This window comes from Pedobacter nototheniae (assembly GCF_004335085.1).
In the GTDB taxonomy this organism is placed as follows: domain Bacteria; phylum Bacteroidota; class Bacteroidia; order Sphingobacteriales; family Sphingobacteriaceae; genus Pedobacter; species Pedobacter nototheniae.
Genome location: NZ_RQRS01000006.1, coordinates 149773 through 170703, shown reverse-complemented (window position 1 = coordinate 170703; position 20931 = coordinate 149773). Strand labels below are relative to the sequence as shown.

Here is a 20931-nt window from a genome sequence, read left to right as displayed (position 1 = left end):
AATTTTCTGATTAAAAACCAACATTTAAACCTAACGACCATAATTTTTGCTGAGGATAAAAATTACCTCTTCCAGTAGGCTGTTCAGGGTCGATAAACTTAACCTTGCTAAAGGTTAATACATTTTGGCCTGACACGTATATTCTTGCTTTGCGCATGCCAATTTTCGCAATTAATTCTTTAGGCAAAGTATATCCAAAATCAACATTTTTTACTCTTAAATAGGTAGCATCCTGAAGCCAGAAAGTAGAAAAAAGTTGGTTATTGGCAGATCCTGAAATTATTGTTGAAGGGTATTTCCCAGGAATCCATGCGCTATTTGGATCGTAAAGATCTTGTCTGTGCCAACGATCGCTAAACATTGATAATGTATTGGCATTATTAAAAAATGGGTTTTGCAATTCTTCGCTATAGTATCTATTAAAATTTGATGCGCCTTGAAGTAGTACAGAAAGATCAAAGCCTTTGTAATTAACACTAAGATTAACACCGTAAAATATTTCGGGCGTTGCAGCTCTGCCAATTACAGTTTGATCTCTACTATCAATAACGCCATCACCATTTAAATCTTTATACTTAATATCTCCTGGTAAAAGCGTTTTATTACCTTGAGTATCCTGTACGGGTGCTGTATTAATTTCTTGCTGAGACTGAAACTGCCCAATCGCCTGATAACCTCTTACTATATTAATCCATCTATCCGTCATGTTTCCTTGATAATTACCAAGAGAACTGGTTTGTGGACTTTGCTCTAAATATCCATTTTTACTCCGTGTAAATGTTAAGTTTGGCGAGATGCTGTAGTTCCAATCACCGATTTTATTTTTGTGTGTAATTTCGATTTCAAAACCTCTGGTGTTATCGCCATTAAGATTTTCTTGCGGTAGGCTGGCACCAAATGTATTTGGCAAACTTAAAACCCTGGTAGCCAGTAAACCTGCTCTTTTACGATAAAAAACATCAACAGATGCACTTAGCATTCCTTTCCACAAAGAAACATCAACACCTAAATTGCTCGTATATGAGGTATACCAAGTAAGTAATGGATTAGTTAAGCCACTGGTTGTTAAACCTGGAATGATTTGATTGCCGAAAACATAATTGCTATTTGGATAGTTATAGCCTGGTATATATTGAAATGGAATAATGTAATTGGCGGCTGTTTCATCATCTCCACCATCATCTCCAACTTTACCAAAAGAAGCTCTAAGTTTTAAGTTATCAATAGTTTTATTGTTTTTAAGAAAGCTTTCTTCATTTATTCTCCATCCGACAGAAACATTGGGAAAGAAACCAAATCGATGATCTGGTGCTACCTTATAAGTTCCATCATACCTAAAGCCTAATTCAATTAAGTATTTACCTGAATAATCGTAATTAAACTTACCTACATAACCTTCGCGTGCAATTTGGGCTGAGCTGCCATCATTACTCTGGTTGCTGGCTACACCGGCAAATAACTCATCTAAATTATCTAAAAGAAATTCCTTGTATGCCGAAAGAAAAGAGCTATTGGTTTGCGTTCTTTCAAATAATAGCAAACCTGAAACATTGTGTTTATTATTGAAGTTTTTGGCATAGTTTAATGATAGCTGTAGGGCCTGATTATCTTTATGATTATCTTTTACGGTTAAATTACTTGGATTATTGGCGGTGTAATCCACATCGTATGTTTTTGTAGCGGTACTATATTTATATAAATTATACTTCTTAATGTAGCTTTTATAGTCCCTATCAGAGTTTTGGTAAGAGTAAGTAACCTTAGCATTCAATCCATCAATCCAAGGCAAATCATATGTTAATCTGGCAATGCCCGAAAAAAACTTGGTACGATCTGTACTATAGCCCGAAATTTTATTATCAGACTGGGCTAGAGAGTTTTGCTGCACATTTGATGCTGCTAAATAATTGGTATTATCATTTGCATAAATTGGAAAAACCGGGCTTTCTCTTTTAAGTGTACCCATTATTATAGCAGAAGAAACGCCAGGAGTTTTAAGGTCTTCCAAACGGGCGCTTAGGTTAAACTCAGCTGTAAGGCGTTTATTAATCTTCGCACTTATGTTACTCCTAATGTTGTAGCGCTTAAATTGTGTAGAATTGCTTGTCCAAATGGCATCCTGATTTAAATAACCTACATTAAAAAAGTATTTTACATCTTCTGTCCCACCATCTACATTTAAGTTTTGATAATATTGAGGGGCATTTTTACGAATAGTAGAGTTAAACCAATCTGCCGATGGCAAAGCACCACTTTTATATTGAGCTACTTGCTCTTTAGTAAAAGGTAATGATAAAGCTGCAGATGGGTTATTTAATTTTACCCATGCATTTACGGCGCCTTCATTACTAAGCTCCGTAAAAGTGCCAGCATCAGCAAGTTCAGGGTATTTGGTTGCATTATTTTGTAAACCATAATAAGTTGTATAATTAATGCGTGGTTTACCGATTTCACCCTTTTTGGTGGTTACTAATATTACTCCATTAGCAGCTCTTACACCGTAAACTGCCGCTGATGCATCTTTTAATATAGAAAAACTTTCTATTTCATTAGCATCTATCTGAGAAAAATCAGCAGGCACACCATCTACAATAATAAGTGCAGCACCAAAACCCCTAATATCAATGGTACTTGCATCATTTCCAGGCTCTCCACTATTTTGAATGGCTCTTAAACCTGGTAAGCGCCCAACTAACGAATTACTTATGTTAGCAACAGGTGCCTTTGCTAGCTCAGTTCCTTTAACCTGCGCAATAGAGCCGGTAACATTTATTCTTTTTTGAGTACCATAACCAACTACCACAACATCATTTAAACTAGAGTTTGCTGGCATAAGCTGTATTTTACCAAGATTTGACTTAGCAGGAATTTCTTGAGTATTATAGCCCAAAAAAGAAATCACAAGAATTGCATCTTCCGGTAAGTTATTCAGAGAAAATTCTCCATTTAAGTTTGAAGCCGTTGAGATTGTTGTACCTTTTACTTTTATACTTGCACCGGGCAAAGGCTTATTACTTTCATCCACTATTTTACCCTTTACATTTAATCGGGCATTAACAGGTTCCTGAATTTTGGTTTTTTCTATTGCAGGTTCGTACTTAACAATAATCGTATTCTCTAAAATTTCATAAGTTAAAGGTTGGTTCAAAAAGCAATGTTCTAGTGCTTCCTTTAACGAAATATTCTTTTTACGAATCGTTACTGGGTTGGCTCTTTGCATTACCTGATCCTGATAGAGAACTAAAAAGCCACTTTGTTTTTTAATAGATTCAAGGGCCTTGCTTAAAGGCGCATTTTTTTCATTTAATGAAATCTGCTGACTGAATACTTTTGCACTTACCTGTGTAAGTGTTATCATTAATAATATAAGGGTTAATTTCATAACCATTAATAGCTTGGGTGGTAGCCATAGGCGTAGCATGGCCAAATTGAATGAGAAAATTTTCATTACTTTTGTTCGGTTTGGGTTAATGTTTACGAGATATTACTCTATAATGTTGCCTGTTCTAGCTCAAACAAAAACAGGAAGGTTAACTCAGATTTTTTACCGGGGAGTGTTCCACCACTTTCCGGTATTTTTCTTTAACCTTGATTTGGTTGGTACTTATTTTTCCATAGTTCTTTAATTTGGTTAGTTTAGTTATTTAGTTGTTTTAATTAGGGAGTTACTATAATTTTTTTACCTTCTATTTTAAAGTGAAGGCCGGTTACACTGAGCATTTGCAACGATTTAGATAATTTTAAGTTGCGCGAGAGGCTGCCCGTGAAAGAAATTTTAGAAACATCTTCTTTGTAAATAATTTCTACATCATACCACCTGGCAATTTGCCGCATAACTACATCTATATTGGTATGATTAAACTGAAATAATCCATTTTTCCAGGCAATTATTTCATCAATATCTACTTGCTTGGATAGTATTTTATCACTTCCTGAAGATGTTAGAGCTTGTTCTCCAGGTTTAATTATTAATTTTTCGTTTCTTTTCGCAACGCTCACACTACCTTCTATTAAGGATGTTTTAATGCCAGATTCGTTATCATATGCATTTACATTAAAAGATGTACCTAAATCTTCAATGGTTATACCTTTAACAGTAACCCGAAAAGGCTTTTTTGAATCATGAATTACCTCAAAATAAACCTGCCCCGTAATGGTTACCTTACGTTCCTTATTAAAAGATACCGGGAAAGAAATGGATGATGCGGCATCAAGAAAAGCCTTTGTACCATCAGGCAATTCAATTATCGGCCATTGACCGCCGTTCGGTGTACTTATTGTATTATACGCAAGCGGTTTATCGCCATTATTATTGGAAACCTGCTTATAGCTTAAAATATTTGTTCCTTGTTTTTTAACCGTAATATTTCCTTCTTGTGCAATAATTCCTGCTTGTACGCTAGCTAAACTAATTTGCTTTCCGTTTGAAAGGACTAGCATTGCTTTGTTTGTACCCGGTAAAATATCTTGCTTTTCTTTTATACCTATCTTGGTTATTCGTTCTTTCTGGTGGTGTACAATTAAATAATAACCTCCAATAAATAGGGTAAGAGTGATAGATGCGGCAACAGATATTACAGTGAAAAAACGTTTACGGTTTGATGCTGGCTTTTCTATAACATCAATATTCTGCCGTATATTTTGCCAGATTAGTTCTTTATATATCGTGAGTTCTTTTTCCTCTACAGGCAATTTGTCTTGTTTGGATTTGGCGAGATACCAGCTTTCGAGCAATACAATTTCATTAGGAGTGCAATTTCCTTCTAAATATTTTTCAATTAAAGATTGTAGTTCCCTTTGGTTCATTAGAAAGTTTTTCGCTTAATTTATTGTTAAGACGATTAACTTTTACCAAAGTATGAGATGAATGTTAAAAAAATATTAAAAAAATAATTTAACGATGGATTAGATAAAAAATCAGGAATGAAGATGCTCCAACTTTTGTTCTCAAAATCCTTAAAGCATTACTAATTTGGCTTTTTACGGTGTGTTCACTAATTTTTAATTCAATCGCTATTTGCTGATAAGAAAGGTGTTGCTTGCGGCTAAGCACAAATACATCACGCATTTTCGATGGCAGTGCATTAATTTCATTTTCAATAATAACGCCCAATTCCCTTTCTCTTAATAAATGATCTGAAGTAAAATGTTCTTCGAGCATAAAATCATTTATAGATTTTAAATAATCGTTCATCACCTTTTTATGTTTCAAGTGATCGAAAACCTTATTTCTAACCGCTTTATACAAATAGGAAGATAGCGAAGTGTTAAGCTGCAACGATCTGCATTTTAACCATAAACCTGTAAACAATTCTTGTACAATATCTGCGGCTTCTTCATTTTGCCTTAAAAGATTACGTGCATGCAAAAATAGCATTGTCCAATATCGTTCATAAACTTCAGCAAATGCTGCCTGATCGCCGGTCTTCATCAACTCAATTAATTCATTATCGCTTAAAGAATTTCTATTAGGCATATAGGTTATACTATGTTTTATACTTTTTATTCGAACATTTTGCACGTACAAATAATTAATACTACCGGCAAAGGCATTATTGTTATATCAAATTTTAAAACCAGAATTTTACGACAGTCTATTGATTAATAAATTTATAATAATCCATTTATGTTTATGTGCGCAAACGTTTGTGTAATTTATCGGAGCAAAAGCAGATAAAACAAAAAGATCAAAATCTAACGATTTTGACCTTTTTAAACTTTGGAGAGAATATTAAGTGCTTAACTTTTTCTATAAAAGTTAAAATATTTTAAATCCAACGGAAAGATTAAATAGACCTGATTTTTCATCCAATCCTTTATTAATTTTTGTAAACCCTCGGCTATATCTTGCATCAACCGTTATATTACCAATGTCTACACCAGCATTGATTACACCACCTAAATTAAATTTCTTATAGTCGAAACCACTTGGTCCTTCTGCTTTATTCAGCGTATAATTAACATCCGGTCCTGCAGAAATCCTAAAATTTAATGCATCCGTATTAATAAGTTTATAGCCAACCATTAGCGGCAAATTTACCTGATGAAATTTTGGCGTATAAGTGTTAGAAGCATAAGTGTAAGCACTTTTAATAGTTACGTAATTTAATTCAGGCTGGAAATAAAAAGCCTTCCCCACACGTGCAAATGCACCAAAATTATAGCCTACCTTCCCCTTTTTGTCGGTAATTCCTTTAAAACTAGTTGGCAATGTGGCATAATTTAAACCAGCTTTTAAACCAAAAACTACATCAGAATCTTGTGCCTTTACCGCTCCTGCCGTTATAATCATAACTGCAATTAATAAATAAAACTTGTTAGTTTTCATACTTTTCATGTTGAATAATTGAATATTTTATTGTGTTTTGATTGTATGACAACTTTAAATGCATCTACCCCCACGCCATTAAAAAATAATTATTCGTGCACTAAAATTTGAGTTATTAATTAGCTGTTAATCATTTCAATTTCTTTATAATTAAGTCTACTTTATCGTTTAAAAGCTTATTTTGTTTTTTAAGTTCTATTACTTCCTTATCCTTTTGAATCATATACAAGGTTAATTCTTCTATTTTCTTTTGCTGAAGTTTTAACATTTCCCCCATTACAAGGCCGTTGTTCTCAACATCTTTTGCTGAGGGCATCTCTGACAAGTGTCCTTTTTCCTTGATGTGTTTTTCAGTTTCGGCAAGAGTTGGTAAAACATAATCTTTAGCAAAAACATAATCAGGCCAATCTTTTGCTTCTACTTTAACTTCTTTAGCACCTATTTTTCCATTTACAGAAATATTACCGTTTACTGCAAGCCTTTCTTTAGGAGAGGTTGTACCTAGACCTGTATTCCCATTTGGACTAATAGTTATTGCTTCTATTTTAGAGGAATTATAGGCTGTATAAAAACTTAAAGAGCTAGCCACAAAATTATTTGTGCCGCTCAATAATTTAGCTTGAACACCTCCTATCTCTGTTAGAACACCATTATTTACTAAGTTTTTAAAAAGAATTCCTGGGCCTTCTTCTCCAACTATTGTATTTTTTATTAAACTTAACTGATTATTATTGGTTCCAGAATTGATATCTAAACTGGATTCTGGAGTTGTTGTACCTATACCAACACCATTATTAGTAAATGTTATAATTCTTTTATTGCTGGTTAAGTTTAGCGCAAAATTACCATCATTAGTTTGCCAAAACTCAGCTCCATCACCATTATTAAAAGCGCTATTGCTAAATTTAATCATAGTATTGCCTCCACTCAAACGCAACTGTTTATAGTCTTCACCTTTAATATCAAGTGCGTACTGTGGATCCAATCTTCCAATTCCAACTTTCCCTCCTCTTTCTAATAGTATTCTTGACCATTCATTTCCAGGATCATTAATTGTTTTACGAAAATATAAATGCTGATCATAAAAACTTCCAGCAAATTGCATTGCGAAGTTATTAGAATGATTAGAATGCCTTACATCCAATAAATGCCACCAACTGTTAGCTTCAGTAGGGAAATTTACTGGTACATTAGCATCAAAAAAGCCTGATACTGCACCCGCATCACCACTTAAACCAGCATCATTTCGGCTTTGAGCATTAACTAGAAATGGCATTAAGAATGGCACCAAAAAACATGAGTATTTTATTTTTAACATATCGATTTAAATTTATTTTCTATTTTCTTCAAGTAATTTCACTCTGTTAAGCAATTCTGCCATTTCTTTATCTTTTTGAATCAAATAAAGTGTTAACTCTTCTACTTTTTTAAGCAATAATTTATTCATTTCACCCAATTCAACACCATTTTCTTTTACTTCTGTTGCAGAGGGAATTCCTTGCAAATGCCCTTTTTCCTTGATGTGTTTTTCAGTTTCGGCAAGAGTTGGTAAAACATAATCTTTAGCAAAAACATAATCAGGCCAGTTATTCGTTTCTACCTTTATTTCTTTTGCACGAATATTACCATTAACGGAGAGTTTTTCTTTTGGACTATTGGTACCTATGCCTACATTCCCAAATGCATTAATATACATTCTTTCAACTAATGTATTGGAAGGGCCAGAGGAAGTAGTAGTGTAAAAAGCTAAACTGCTTCCCCAAGAACTATATAGATTACTGTAACTTCTTATTTGAGAATAATTTCCTGTTGCATTTCCATAATCACCGTCTAAAGTTATTGCAACATAATGTGGCGCAAAATCTGTATTAATAGTATTTCCCTGAACAATTAATCCAACCTGATCTGCAACAGGCTGATATACATGTAATTTGCTTTGTGGAGTTGTTGTGCCCAATCCTACATTTCCACTATTTGAAACTATCAATTTAATATCATCGTGATTACCCTTGCTTACTATCCATTGATCAAGAAATGCCCCAAAATACCAATTATCAGTTCCATTCATTAATCGTGTTTGTATACCTTGTGTAAAGCCGCCTATATTAGTATTGCGTTGAAGTAATATACTAGGAGAATAATCGTAAATAGTTAGGCTACCTGTTGTCGGATAAACGTTAACTTGTGAAAAACCAATACTTGCAAGAAAAAGTAAGAATACTAATGTTAATAAAGATTTCATATTAAATTTATTTTAAATTTTGTTTAAAGATTTTTTCTAGCCTTTTATAGTTTTTTTCTAACAATAAAATTCTATTCTCTTGTGCTTCGTTAATTGTTTTTTCTAGTAGAATATCTTTCTCTTTTTCAATCAAATGAAGCGTTAACTCTTCTACTTTTTTAAGCAATAATTTATTCATTTCACCCAATTCAACACCATTTTCTTTTACTTCTGTTGCAGAGGGAATTCCTTGCAAATGCCCTTTTTCCTTGATGTGTTTTTCAGTTTCGGCAAGAGTTGGTAAAACATAATCTTTAGCAAAAACATAATCAGGCCAGTTACTGGTTTCAACCTTAATTTCCTGCGCACGAATTTTACCGTTAACGGAGAGCTTTTCTTTTGGGGAAGTTGTACCTATACCAATATTACCATCTGTCGAAATAGTCATTCTTGGAATGTTGGATGTCCAAAATTGAAGCGGAGTAAATCCAGCATCATCAAGATAACTAACCGCTATTACTCCCTCATTACCAGTATGGTTAATCCCAATAATCCTTCTATTTATTTTTGCCTCAGTTAAAAATGCCCATGGGGAAGAAGTCAAAGCTTTAATATGAAGCGTAGATGGATCATATGCACGCATAGCTCCAATGCCAACTCTTCCATAAAGCCTGATCGTTCCTAGATCAGCACTTATCATTAAGTCATTTCCATCGTGCTTTATGTATCCATTCCTGCCAGAACCATCAATATCTTTAAAAGATAAATATGAGTTTCCAACGAGCGCTAACCCCTCAGCTCCGGTACTAATCGAGATTGGATTAGAGGTGGTGCTCCCATTATTTGTCACTGTTTGAAGTGTTTGTCCTCTCGTTGTTAGTACAAGGATGGAGAAAATTATTATTAACGCAGTATTTTTCATTAGCATATTATTATTGCTTTTTTAATAATTCTATCTGTTTTTGCTGAGTGCGTATTTGTTGCTGAAAACTTTGCCCTAACTCTGTTAGCTTTTTATCCTGTTCAATAATGTAAAGCGTTAGCTCTTCTATTTTTTGCAAAAGTTTTTTATTCATTTCACCCAATTCAACACCATTTTCTTTTACTTCTGTTGCAGAGGGAATTCCTTGCAAATGCCCTTTTTCCTTGATGTGTTTTTCAGTTTCGGCAAGAGTGGGTAAAACATAATCTTTAGCAAAAACATAATCAGGCCAATCTTTTGCTTCTACTTTAACTTCTTTAGCACCTATTTTTCCATTTACAGAAATATTACCGTTTACTGCAAGCCTTTCTTTAGGAGAGGTGGTACCGATACCGACATTACCAGAATGAGTAATCCGCATTACCTCATTATCTGAAGATGATACTTCAGTATTTAAGGCACTCGTAATGCCAGTATGAAACGTGATGCCATACTGGTAATTTAAAGACATGTAAGCTCCAGGATCATTTGGACTATAGAATCTCTTAATACTATTATTTCCAACACCAGCCATTATATTATTTCCAAGTATTGTTGAAGCACCACCGGCCGTTTCAGATAACGCAGCATACTCAACAAGAAAACCCTTACTCTGACCATTTAATTTTATATCGCCATCTACAGTAAGTTTATGAGAAGGATTGAGTGATCCTATCCCTACATTGCCATTTGGCATAACCGTGACTTTAGAAGAACTATTAGTTATAATCGAAAAAGGATGATTGCTATATGTACCTACAATCCCCCCTCCTGGAGCACCATAAAAGCCGTAATCATGCGACCAAAGGCCACTAATTACCTGGTTTGAAGAAACAAGACTTTTTGCATTTCCATTGCCGTGAACCTCAAAAACCTTACCCCAACCCTCATGATTTTCTGGACTTTCTGTTCCTATCCCTACATTACCATTTGGCAAAAAGTTCATATAGGCTTGATCAAAGCTCTTTCCAATCCAACCTCTATCAAATGAGCTAGCTCCATTTGTGGTAAAGCCTAATGCACCAAACCCAAAGTACGGATCGGAATTTTCATTTGAAATAGTGAAGCCTCTTGACCAACCGCCATTATAAGCAGGAAAATTGGCTTTTATTTTTACGCCATTTGCAGGTGAGTTTAAGCCTAACAGTATGTTTGGGTCTTGACCAAAGGAATAAAATGCTATGCTAATTAAGGCGAAACTGAGTATGATTTTTTTCATTGTGATTTAGATAACTATTGAAGTAATGTTAATTAATCTGCTAGGTAATTTTAATTATGTACGTTTTGAGATAAGTTTCTTTCTTAGTGTAGTTTAATTGTGCTAAATAACCCTACCTAAAATAGTGTGTAGCTTTTTCATTAGTATGTTTTTTGATATAAATAAAAAAATTACAATAACAGCCTTACTTACTTCACAATCAGTAAAAACTTGAAATCATTAATATTATAAGGGCTTATTTTAAGAAAATCAGATGATGCCTTTAAGCTTGGGAATGAAGAGCGCCTAATAGATTTAATCCTATCTTAAAAATTAGCACAAATATGCAAAGAAGATTTTAAATACATTCATCATTGTAACGATAATACTGCATATTAAAAATGCTTGAATCCAAACATGAATAAATCCCATTGCTGAGATAAAAAAAATCTTTACTAGCTTTACCTTAATACCTATTAAGGCAATTAAAAAAAACAACAATACTATTTGGCAAAAAACTTGTTAGCATTAAAGGTTAAAAGAAGTTTTATTTGTCATCTATAATTTGCGCCCAATGAAACAATTTGTAATCTTTTTAATGCTATTAATTTTCACCAAGATAGCAGTAGCTCAAAACATTAATCAAGATATGTATAAAAAATATGCGGGTAAATATGGTGGCAACTCTGGTGTTTGCCTTTTTGATGACGGTAAATTTTTGCTGTTTGGTTACGCCACAGCGGTATTTGGAAGTTATAAAATAGAAAAAGATAAACTATTATTTTATCCAGATAAGTTTGAGTTATTTAATGTCTTTGCCAATAATAATAAAAGCCTTAGCAACGGAGTAAGAATAAACTTTAAAGGTTTTGAAAGAGATGGTGGAACTTTTATACAGTTTGATCATGAAAAAGCACAGAAGGTTTTTAACGATGGCGCGAATTGCTTTAATTCGCCATTTGTTTATGAGCGTACAAAAAAAGCATTGGGTATTACACTTTTTGCTATAATGGAAAAATTGCCGTGGTATAATGGTAAAACAAAAAATGTATGGCATTTTAATTTTGAAAGCGACTACAATGATTTTATTTTAGTTTATAATGCACCCAAACGCGAGAATGAAGATTTTATTGGAATGATCGTTACCAACCCAAAGGGCGAAATTTTAAAGCTCTCTAATTATGGTGGAGATACAGGTTATTTGAAAAATGCAGGTCGGGATGATAATGCCCAAATGCAGGAAATGATGGAGTGGAAAAATCAATACTATCAATCAAAAGATGTAAACCAAAATGCAATTTTTGCGAATAAACACTATAATATCTTTCCTGAACCGGATAGCTTGAACTATAAATTTGATGTTGCATTAAATGAATATGTAAACGTGCCTAATCGGGATAACGATTCATATTACCAGCAAAACCAATATAATGACGATAGATATTTACGTAAATACGTAAAATTGCAGCCCAAAATATTGGAGAATACGGAGCTCCTTAAAAATAATTTAATCCCAAAAAGTATTTTCTTTAGTGTTTGTGGCGAAGGTTCAGAAAAATCTTATCATTATAATGGGTTCAAAAAAAATGAAGAAGAAGAAAAGCCCATGCCAGTAAAAGTACCGCCAAGCAAAAAGTAATTATAACCATAAATGATCAAAGATTACAACGGTACCACCAAAAATATTGGATTACAAACATTAATATTTTCTATATGCTGGTACATATATGTGTTATTTGTAATGCCATTTGCAGATCAAGAAATTGGCATTTGCGAAGGTACGCCAGGGCATGATTACAGTTTAGCCATTATTATTTTGCCTCTTTATTTTGCATTATTTGGTTTTTGGATTTTCCGATTATTCAAAAGCACTAAAAAAACTTCAGTAAAGCTAATAATCAGCATCCTGATCTTGATCCCTTTACCGCTTATTTTTTCTGTAATTACTATTCGAACTTTTTATATCAACACGATAAAAGATTTTATAATTAAAGAAAATGCTTTTGATTTTTTCTATAAATATGGTTGCTATGGAGATGCTGATTTAAAATATTTTGTAATAATGGCCATTTCAGCAATTTTACTGTGGCTTTCATTTTTCTTCTTGATGACTTTTATCCGCAAAAGGGAAGTAAATACGTAAAATAATCCTGAGATTTGCACTTCTAAATATATCCATATGCACATATTGGTAATAGAAGATGAACAAAGAGTAGCCGAGCTGATACAAAAGGGACTTAACGAACTTGGTTTTCAGGTTACCCTAGCTTACGATGGTGAGATGGGTAAAAAACTGGCATTATCAAAATCATTTGATCTGATATTAATCGATTTAATTCTACCAAAAATTAATGGTATAGATTTGTGTAAGGAAATTCGCCTTAGCTTTCCAAATATCCCTATTATAATGCTTACCGCTTTAGGTACAACTGATGATAAAATTGAGGGTTTTGATGCTGGTGCAGATGACTATTTAGTAAAACCTTTTGATTTTAGAGAATTGCATGCCCGCATAAGAGCCTTAATTAAAAGAAACCAAACATTGAATAGTACTATTAGTCAGGGTTTTATTTTACGTTTTGCCGATCTTGAAATGAATTTGGAAACTAAGCTGGTAAAAAGAAATAATGAGGCCATTAACTTAACGCCGAAAGAATTTCGATTATTGGAATATATGATGGGAAATTCTGAAAGGGTTTTATCAAGAACCGAAATCAGTGAAAAGGTATGGGATACGTTCGATTCAGGAACCAACTTTATCGATGTTTATATCAATTACCTCAGAAAAAAAATAGATAAAAACCATGATATTAAGCTAATTCACACCAAACCAGGTATGGGCTTTATATTTAAAGAAGGGTAAACTTAATTATGAAAATAAGAGTAAAACTTCTGTTGTTATTTCTTACGCTTTTTGCTTCATTACTCCTCGCCTTTGCGGTATTTATTTATGTTTACTCTGCAAAAACAAGAAAAGATCAATATTATAAGCACTTAAAAAGAGAGGCCATTACAAAAGCTAACCTACTTTTTGATGCAAAAGTACCACCACAAGTATTACAGCTAATTTACAAAAGTTCGCCAAACTCACTTTTTGAAGAAGAAGTAGCCATTTATGATACTTCATTTAATTTGCTTTACCATGATGCCGTACAGGTAGATAAGGTTAAGGAAACGCAAAAAATGATCGATCAAATTGTGATGAAAAAGGAAATTACTTTTGATCAGGGATCTTTACAAGTGGTAGGTTTGCTTTATCAGCACCATCAAAAAACTTATGTAATTACAGCAGCAGCCAATGATCAATATGGCTTAAACCGCTTAAAAGAACTTGAATATACACTCATAATTTCCTTCATTATTATCATTAGTTTAACCATTGCCGCAGGTTATTTCTTTGTTGGCAGGGCACTAAAGCCTGTAAAAGAAATTGTAAATAAAGTAGCAGAAATTACCGCAACAAACTTGTATAAAAGGATTCAGGTGAAAAACCAAAAAGATGAAATTGGTGAGCTTACACATACTTTTAACCACATGCTCGATCGCCTTGAACAATCTTTCGATAGTCAAAAGAGTTTTGTAAGCAATATTTCTCACGAACTTAGAACACCATTAGCCACTATTGTGGGCGAGTTGCAACTTGCATTAATTCGCGAACGTAGCGTAAATGAGTACAAAGAAATCATTAAACTTTCTCTTAGCGATGCGCAGCGGTTGGTACGACTCTCTAACGGTTTGTTGGATTTAGCAAAAGCCAGTTATGACCAAGGCACCGTTGGCATGAAAACCCTTCGCATTGATGAACTTTTAATGGATGCTAGAGAAGCTGTACTTAAAATTAACGAAGATTATAAAGTTGATATACAGTTTGCCCGTGAAATTGATAATGACAACGATATTTCGAGTAAGGGAAATGAATATTTATTGAAGGTAGCTTTTATTAATCTAATGGAAAACGCATGCAAGTTTTCTTCCAGCCACCAATGTACGGTAGGGATTGATTTTAATGCCACTCAAATTAACTTGAGCTTTAAGGATACAGGCATTGGTATTCCACCAGAAGATTTACAAAATATTTTTACGGCTTTTTACAGAGGTAAAAACAAGGATTTTAGTGCCGGAAATGGTATTGGTTTATCTCTAACTCAAAAAATAATTTCTATGCACCAGGGAGATATACAACTCAATTCTGTTGTAAACCAAGGTTCTATTTTTATGGTAAGTATCCCCCATCTTTAGCAATCTGCCATTGTTACCCACGGTCGGTGTTATTACCAATGCTATTAAGTTAAGAGAAAAAGTCGTCTTAAAATAACCTTAACTTAATTGCATTGCGCTTGAGACAGTGATAGGATTGGACTCTCATAATTCGTCCTTGCAAATGAGATCAATCTTTTTCTGTGAATTCAGTGATTCTGTCGCTAATGTAACTGTGTGTTTCTATAAGCTACCCATAACAGCGGCTAATAGTTTTCCTCATTGTACCTCTACAAAACCTTCCCGACGACTGGATTCGACCTTTGTACACCCACAAAACCTTCCCGACGACCGGATTCGACCTTTGTACACCTACAAAACCTTCCCGACGACCGGATTCGACCTTTGTACACCTACAAAACCTTCCTGACGACCGGATTCGACCTTTGTACACCTACAAAACCTTCCCGACAACTGGATTCACGCCGCTACCGCAAGCGTTTCGCTTGTGTTAGTCAGATAGTAAAATGCTACAATATATTTTATTAATGAACCGTAATTACAAGTACCCAGACTTTAGTATACAACCACAAGCGAGGCGCTTGCGGCAGCGAGGGAAAAGTTTTTCTAATCTAAATAGGTTTGGAAACCATTATTTTTTTTTGGAAACTATTGTCAGTAGCTTTTGGCTCACACAGTCCCGCCCTTTGCTAAATCCCGATAAAAAAATCGGAATACCGCTATCGGTCTGGTTTATTTAACAAATGCAGCGAGGAAATTTGTCAAATCAAGCGCACAAACATTGTGTCTAAACAGGATTGAAACGGCATCCCGATTTTTTCTATCGGGATACAGTGTAAAGCCGGGCTTCAATTGCCATGCACACCGTAGCGTTCATTTCCAAATTCTAATATAAAAGCTCTTATGCCAAAAGTTTTTCTAATAGCCCGCTTGTGGTACTCAAGTAGTAAACATGCTACAATATATTTAATTAATGAGCCATAATTACAGGTACCCAGACTTTAGTATACAACCACAAGCGAGACGCTTGCGGTAGCGAGGGAAAATAAACAACAGCTAGTCGTTAATTACGCTCCCTAATTTTTTCACTTCACACATCTGTATATCTTAATTCTAATAAATTTCTAATGAATTTCTGTTTCTCCTCTAACGGGCTTTTAAAAAATGATGCTCTACTTTTGCTGCACAATAAAAAACAACACAATATGGACGCAGGCCCCTATTTCGAAACAATTAATTATTTAACTGTCCTACAGGCATAAATTTCTTTTATGCCCGAACCTGGGCATAAAAAAGGAATTTATGACAATTTTTGAATTCACCCTCAGGCTTACAATAGCTTTTATTTTAGGTGCCGCTATAGGCACTGAACGCCAGTGGCGGCAACGCATGGCAGGATTAAGAACAAACATGTTGGTTTGCCTCGGTGCCTGTATGTTCGTTTCAATTGGCGTTAAAATTGGAGGCGATGCTGCCGGCAGAGTAGTTTCTTATGTAGTTAGTGGCATTGGTTTTCTCGGTGCTGGCGTAATCATGAAAGATGGTCTTAATGTACGTGGTTTAAATACCGCTGCAACTTTATGGTGCTCGGCAGCCGTTGGCGCTTCTTGTGGAATAGGTTTCCTTCCTGAAGCCTCCATTTTTACCACATTCGTTATTTTAACCCACTTATTAATGCGGCCCGTTGGCGTAAAATTAAGTCGCCTACCCTTAAAAAATGCACACGTTCCTATTCCGTATGTGCTCATTATTAAATGCCGGCAACATGTAGAAAACCACATCAGGGTATTGCTTCTGCAATTTACCAGTCATGATAGCAACCTTTTATTAAGATCATTAAAAAGTACGGATGGTGGCGATCCTTCTGATGCCATTATTACGGCAGAAATATTTGCGAACAGCAATGAAGATGCACTAATGGAGAAAATAGCAGGTCGTTTAACTATAGAGCAGCAAGTTGCCGAGGTAAGCTGGAACAAGGCTGGTGATGAAAACGATTTATAAAATAACTGAAAATAATATTTAATCAGCAACACAGATGACTGTTTTAAAAGAACTCAAAAAAATGCAAAGAGAGAATAAAAACCCTTGGCAAAACAACAATCAGGAAGCTGCAAACACAAGATTGCAAAATGCTTCAAGATCAGATCAGGATTTTTATTTCGCTATGCTTGATAGCAGCCCCGAAGGCTTATCTGTTACACAATCAAAGGAAAAATTAAATCGATTTGGCTTAAATGAGGTTCATCATGAAAAAGCACCATCATGGATTAAGCAGCTTTTACAAGCTTTTATAAACCCATTTATCGCCATACTTTTCATTATTGCCATCATTTCCTTTATTCTCGATGTTTGGCTGGCTCCACCAGGATCTGAAGATTATAAAACCGTTACTATGGTTGCTATAATGGTAATGGCGAGTTCGCTATTGCGCTTTTTTCAGGAATATAGAAGTAATCGTGCTGCAGAACAACTTAAAAGTATGGTTACTACTACAGCTACGGTTTTAAGGAAACTGGTAGGTAAAAAGGAAGTTGATATTAAAAAACTAGTACCAGGAGATGTTATTATACTTTCTGCAGGTGATATGATTCCTGCCGACTGCCGTATTGTACAATCAAAAGACCTTTTCGTTAGCCAATCTATGCTTACTGGAGAATCTTTACCGGTAGAAAAGAGAAATCTACCTATTCGAAATGCAGAAAACAATCCATTGGTAGAATTAGATAACATTTGCTTTATGGGCACTAACGTAGTGAGCGGTTATGCAACTGCAGTAGTGGTAAATACTGGCAACCAAACCTATTTTGGCTCATTAAGCAAAGAAATTGTAGGTAAACGTGCTGAAACCAATTTTGATAAAGGCGTAAACAAAGTAAGTTATCTGCTTATTCGCTTTATGGTTGTAATGGTGCCTCTTATTTTCTTAATTAACGGTTTAGTAAAAGGAAACTGGTGGGATGCCTTACTTTTTGCCATTGCTGTGGCGGTAGGCTTAACTCCAGAAATGCTTCCTATGATTGTTACGGCTAATCTTGCTAAGGGCGCTGTAAGTATGAGCAAACATAAGGTGATTATTAAACGCCTTAACGCTATACAAAATATTGGCGCAATGGATGTACTCTGCACCGATAAAACCGGAACATTAACAATGGATAAAATTGTGTTGGAAAGGCACCTGAACATTTTTGGCGATGACGATGAAGAAGTTTTAAAATGGGCTTACTTAAATAGTTATCACCAAACGGGTTTAAAAAACTTGCTTGATGTTGCCGTACTTGAACATATAGAGCTACACGATTACCTGAAAGTTGAAGAAAGCTTTTTAAAAGTCGATGAAATCCCTTTTGATTTTCAAAGAAGGAGAATGTCAGTCGTGTTAAAACAACGTAATGGCAGGCATTTGCTTATTTGTAAGGGCGCTGTAGAAGAAATGCTCGGTTTATGTAGCCACGCTTTTGATCCTGGCGATAATAAACAGTTGCACATAGAATCTGATAAGGTAATGCTGATGGATGAAAACATGCGGCAAATGATTTTGAACACATCTAAAAAACTCAATGCAGAAGGATTAAGAGTTTTACTTGTCGCTATTCGTGAGTTTGATGACAGAGCTTTGAATTATACTGTTGAAGATGAAAATAAAATGATCCTCACCGGCTTTATTGGCTTTTTAGATCCAGCTAAACCTTCAGCAAAAATAGCTATAGAAGCGCTGCAAAAACTCGGTATAAATATTAAGGTTCTTACGGGTGATAATGAAATTGTAACTAAAAAAATCTGTAAGGATGTAGGGATTCCTTTTAGCAAAATATTGCTGGGTGCAGAAGTTGAGAAAATGACGGATGAGCAACTTCAGGATCAAATTGCAGAGGTTTCTATCCTGGCAAAATTAAGTCCGGTTCAAAAATCAAGAATTGTTAAAATACTACAAATTAAAGGTCATACGGTAGGTTTTATGGGCGATGGTATTAATGATGCTGTAGCACTTCGCGATGCTGATGTGGGCATTAGTGTAGATACCGCTGTTGATATTGCTAAGGAAAGCGCCGACATTATTTTGCTTGAAAAAGATTTAATGGTTTTACGTAAAGGGGTAATTTATGGAAGAAGGACTTTCGGCAACATCATTAAATATATTAAAATGACTGCCAGCAGTAATTTCGGCAATATGTTTAGCATGCTTGGTGCAAGTGCATTTCTACCTTTTTTACCAATGCTTCCGGTACAAATCCTCATTCAAAATTTATTGTACGATGTATCTCAAATCTCCATCCCATGGGATAAAATGGATGATGATTTTATTAAAGAACCTAAGAAATGGGATGCATCGAGCATAAGTAAATTTATGCTTTATATAGGCCCCATAAGTTCCATTTTTGATTATGCCACTTTTGCTGTTATGTTTTTTGTGTTTAAGGCAAACGCTCCACAGCACCAACAATTGTTTCAAAGCGGATGGTTTATTGAGGGTTTATTATCGCAAACGCTGATTGTACATATGATCCGTACCAGAAAAATTCCCTTTATCCAAAGTTGGGCAACCACACCAGTGGTGGCATTAACCTCACTCATTATGGCTATTGGCATTTTTATTCCCTTTTCTCCATTTGCATCTTCCTTAAAAATGCAGCCTCTGCCTATTGCCTACTTCCCATGGTTGGTTGCAATATTAATTGGTTACTGCCTGCTTACACAATTTATTAAAAATTTATACATCAAAAAATTTAATCAATGGCTTTAAATCGTTCAAAAAAACTTTGGATTCTGGCCATTATTTACCTAATCCTTACGGTTATGCTAATCGATTGGTTGGATAGCCATTTTTATGGCAATAAGAAACACTTAATAAAACAAACAGATCAATATGAAACTAAAAAATAACTACAAATACTTGTCTTTAATTATCTTAATGGCAATTGCCAGTGCCTGTAAGCAGCAAACTACAACAGAGCAAACGGGTTTAAAACAACAGGGAGATTTGATTACCATTGCTAAAAATGATCCTTTAAGGGCTAAACTGAAGGAAATTTCGGTAGATACGCAATCTTATCATATCCAAATTGGAACAACAGGAATTGTAAAAGCTATTCCTACGCAGTACGCAGAAATTGCACCTCCTTTTCAAGGTCGGGTAGTTAAATCGTACTTAAAGCTTGGCATGAAAACGACTCCCGAAACTCCATTATTCGAAATTAGTTCGCCCGATTTTATTACGGCTCAAAAGTTCTTTTTACAAGAAAAATCGCAAATGCAACAGGCGCAAAGAACATTAAAACGCCAAAGTGATTTAATGAGCCATGGTGTTGGTATACAAAAGGAATTGGAGGAGGCACAGACTGCCTTTGAGGTTGAAAAAAAAGAATATGAGAATGCATTAATAGGCATTAAAATTTTCAAGGCAAATCCTGAAAAACTATCCTTGGGGCAAGCTTTAACCGTTTATGCACCAATAAAAGGAGAAATAATTGAAGATAAGGTTGTACTTGGTCAGTTTATTAAAGATGATGCCTCACCTGTTGCAACCGTTGCCAATTTATCAAAAGTATGGGTTGTTGGCCAGGTTAAAGAAAAAGATATTCAGCAGATTAAAGAAAAAGACGATTGTGAAATTGAAATCGCGGCACTGCCTGGCACAAAAATAAAAGCTAAAGTGTATCGCATTAATAGAGTTGTTGATGAAGAAACCCGCAGCATACAAGTTTTTATAGAGTGTAACAACAGCGATATGGCTTTAAAACCAGGCATGTTTGTTAACGTAAATTTTCAAAATGCACCCATCCATGCAATTACAATTCCTTCAAAAGCATTATTGCAAATGAATGATGCCAGCTTTGTGTTTGTTGTGGATGGCGATGGAAAATACAAAAGAAGGAAAGTTGAGGTTGGCGATACCACAGGAGAACGCATCGTAATTAAATCAGGCCTTAGCAAAGGTGAAAAAATTATATCTGAAGGTGGTTTTTATTTACTACAAACCAATTAGCAACCCTTAAGAAATAAAA

16 protein-coding genes are annotated in these 20931 nt (G+C 34.7%); 8 read left to right on the top strand and 8 right to left on the bottom strand.

The window, feature by feature from the left end; genetic code table 11:
* Positions 1-10: 10 nt before the first annotated feature.
* The 8 genes from EHC72_RS07605 to EHC72_RS07570 form a co-directional block, all read right to left on the bottom strand.
* Entirely contained in the window at positions 11-3382 is a 3372-nt protein-coding gene (locus tag EHC72_RS07605; RefSeq protein ID WP_211660291.1) for a TonB-dependent receptor, read from the bottom strand.
* A gap of 275 nt (positions 3383-3657) precedes the next feature.
* The gene (locus EHC72_RS07600; RefSeq protein WP_131537076.1) at positions 3658-4806 is read right to left on the bottom strand and encodes a FecR family protein; all 1149 of its coding nucleotides are present in this window, start codon (positions 4804-4806) and stop codon (positions 3658-3660) included.
* Between the two features lie 88 nt (positions 4807-4894).
* Positions 4895-5476: an RNA polymerase sigma factor gene (locus tag EHC72_RS07595; protein WP_131537075.1), complete on the bottom strand. Its 582-nt coding sequence runs from the start codon at positions 5474-5476 to the stop codon at positions 4895-4897.
* Positions 5477-5758: 282 nt separating this feature from the next.
* Positions 5759-6328, bottom strand: a complete 570-nt coding sequence (locus EHC72_RS07590) for a porin family protein (RefSeq protein WP_165585784.1) — start codon at positions 6326-6328, stop codon at positions 5759-5761.
* Positions 6329-6458: 130 nt separating this feature from the next.
* Positions 6459-7646: a hypothetical protein gene (locus EHC72_RS07585; RefSeq protein ID WP_131537073.1), complete on the bottom strand. Its 1188-nt coding sequence runs from the start codon at positions 7644-7646 to the stop codon at positions 6459-6461.
* Positions 7647-7658: 12 nt separating this feature from the next.
* Positions 7659-8570, bottom strand: coding sequence for a hypothetical protein (locus EHC72_RS07580; protein ID WP_131537072.1), 912 nt, complete (start codon positions 8568-8570; stop codon positions 7659-7661).
* A 7-nt stretch (positions 8571-8577) separates the two neighbouring features.
* Positions 8578-9471 carry a hypothetical protein gene (locus tag EHC72_RS07575; RefSeq protein WP_131537071.1) on the bottom strand — a complete coding sequence of 298 codons (894 nt, stop codon included), beginning with the start codon at positions 9469-9471 and terminating at the stop codon, positions 8578-8580.
* Positions 9472-9481: 10 nt separating this feature from the next.
* Positions 9482-10729, bottom strand: a complete 1248-nt coding sequence (locus tag EHC72_RS07570) for a hypothetical protein (protein ID WP_131537070.1) — start codon at positions 10727-10729, stop codon at positions 9482-9484.
* Between the two features lie 553 nt (positions 10730-11282).
* Here EHC72_RS07570 and EHC72_RS07565 point away from each other — a divergent pair.
* From EHC72_RS07565 to EHC72_RS07535, 8 genes are all read left to right on the top strand, one after another.
* Positions 11283-12347 (top strand): hypothetical protein, encoded by a 1065-nt coding sequence (locus EHC72_RS07565; RefSeq protein ID WP_131537069.1) that lies wholly within the window; start codon positions 11283-11285, stop codon positions 12345-12347.
* A 12-nt stretch (positions 12348-12359) separates the two neighbouring features.
* Positions 12360-12851, top strand: a complete 492-nt coding sequence (locus tag EHC72_RS07560; protein ID WP_131537068.1) for a hypothetical protein — start codon at positions 12360-12362, stop codon at positions 12849-12851.
* 36 nt (positions 12852-12887) lie between these two features.
* On the top strand, positions 12888-13571 hold the full coding sequence (locus EHC72_RS07555) for a response regulator transcription factor (protein WP_131537067.1): 684 nt from the start codon (positions 12888-12890) through the stop codon (positions 13569-13571).
* A gap of 8 nt (positions 13572-13579) precedes the next feature.
* Positions 13580-14947: a sensor histidine kinase gene (locus tag EHC72_RS07550; protein WP_131537066.1), complete on the top strand. Its 1368-nt coding sequence runs from the start codon at positions 13580-13582 to the stop codon at positions 14945-14947.
* Between the two features lie 1281 nt (positions 14948-16228).
* Entirely contained in the window at positions 16229-16930 is a 702-nt protein-coding gene (locus EHC72_RS07545; RefSeq protein ID WP_131537065.1) for an MgtC/SapB family protein, read from the top strand.
* 34 nt (positions 16931-16964) lie between these two features.
* A complete protein-coding gene (mgtA, locus tag EHC72_RS07540; protein ID WP_246029400.1) occupies positions 16965-19670 on the top strand; it encodes a magnesium-translocating P-type ATPase in 2706 nt (901 codons plus the stop codon).
* Positions 19661-19810, top strand: coding sequence for a hypothetical protein (locus EHC72_RS22635; RefSeq protein ID WP_165585783.1), 150 nt, complete (start codon positions 19661-19663; stop codon positions 19808-19810). Before mgtA ends, EHC72_RS22635 begins: the two co-directional genes overlap by 10 nt.
* Positions 19794-20912: an efflux RND transporter periplasmic adaptor subunit gene (locus tag EHC72_RS07535; protein WP_131537064.1), complete on the top strand. Its 1119-nt coding sequence runs from the start codon at positions 19794-19796 to the stop codon at positions 20910-20912. The genes EHC72_RS22635 and EHC72_RS07535 overlap by 17 nt, the downstream gene beginning before the upstream one ends.
* Positions 20913-20931 lie beyond the last annotated feature (19 nt).

Excerpts from the sequence above, each read along its gene's own strand:
- EHC72_RS07560 (WP_131537068.1), top strand. The coding sequence starts at position 12,360 with ATGATCAAAGATTACAACGGTACCACCAAAAATATTGGATTACAAACA.
- EHC72_RS07595 (WP_131537075.1), bottom strand. The coding sequence starts at position 5,476 with ATGCCTAATAGAAATTCTTTAAGCGATAATGAATTAATTGAGTTGATG.
- EHC72_RS07600 (WP_131537076.1), bottom strand. The coding sequence starts at position 4,806 with ATGAACCAAAGGGAACTACAATCTTTAATTGAAAAATATTTAGAAGGA.
- EHC72_RS07580 (WP_131537072.1), bottom strand. The coding sequence starts at position 8,570 with ATGAAATCTTTATTAACATTAGTATTCTTACTTTTTCTTGCAAGTATT.
- EHC72_RS07535 (WP_131537064.1), top strand. The coding sequence starts at position 19,794 with ATGAAACTAAAAAATAACTACAAATACTTGTCTTTAATTATCTTAATG.
- EHC72_RS07585 (WP_131537073.1), bottom strand. The coding sequence starts at position 7,646 with ATGTTAAAAATAAAATACTCATGTTTTTTGGTGCCATTCTTAATGCCA.
- EHC72_RS07570 (WP_131537070.1), bottom strand. The coding sequence starts at position 10,729 with ATGAAAAAAATCATACTCAGTTTCGCCTTAATTAGCATAGCATTTTAT.
- EHC72_RS07605 (WP_211660291.1), bottom strand. The coding sequence starts at position 3,382 with ATGAAATTAACCCTTATATTATTAATGATAACACTTACACAGGTAAGT.
- EHC72_RS07555 (WP_131537067.1), top strand. The coding sequence starts at position 12,888 with ATGCACATATTGGTAATAGAAGATGAACAAAGAGTAGCCGAGCTGATA.
- EHC72_RS07565 (WP_131537069.1), top strand. The coding sequence starts at position 11,283 with ATGAAACAATTTGTAATCTTTTTAATGCTATTAATTTTCACCAAGATA.
- EHC72_RS07590 (WP_165585784.1), bottom strand. The coding sequence starts at position 6,328 with ATGAAAACTAACAAGTTTTATTTATTAATTGCAGTTATGATTATAACG.
- EHC72_RS07550 (WP_131537066.1), top strand. The coding sequence starts at position 13,580 with ATGAAAATAAGAGTAAAACTTCTGTTGTTATTTCTTACGCTTTTTGCT.
- EHC72_RS07575 (WP_131537071.1), bottom strand. The coding sequence starts at position 9,471 with ATGAAAAATACTGCGTTAATAATAATTTTCTCCATCCTTGTACTAACA.
- mgtA (WP_246029400.1), top strand. The coding sequence starts at position 16,965 with ATGACTGTTTTAAAAGAACTCAAAAAAATGCAAAGAGAGAATAAAAAC.
- EHC72_RS22635 (WP_165585783.1), top strand. The coding sequence starts at position 19,661 with ATGGCTTTAAATCGTTCAAAAAAACTTTGGATTCTGGCCATTATTTAC.
- EHC72_RS07545 (WP_131537065.1), top strand. The coding sequence starts at position 16,229 with ATGACAATTTTTGAATTCACCCTCAGGCTTACAATAGCTTTTATTTTA.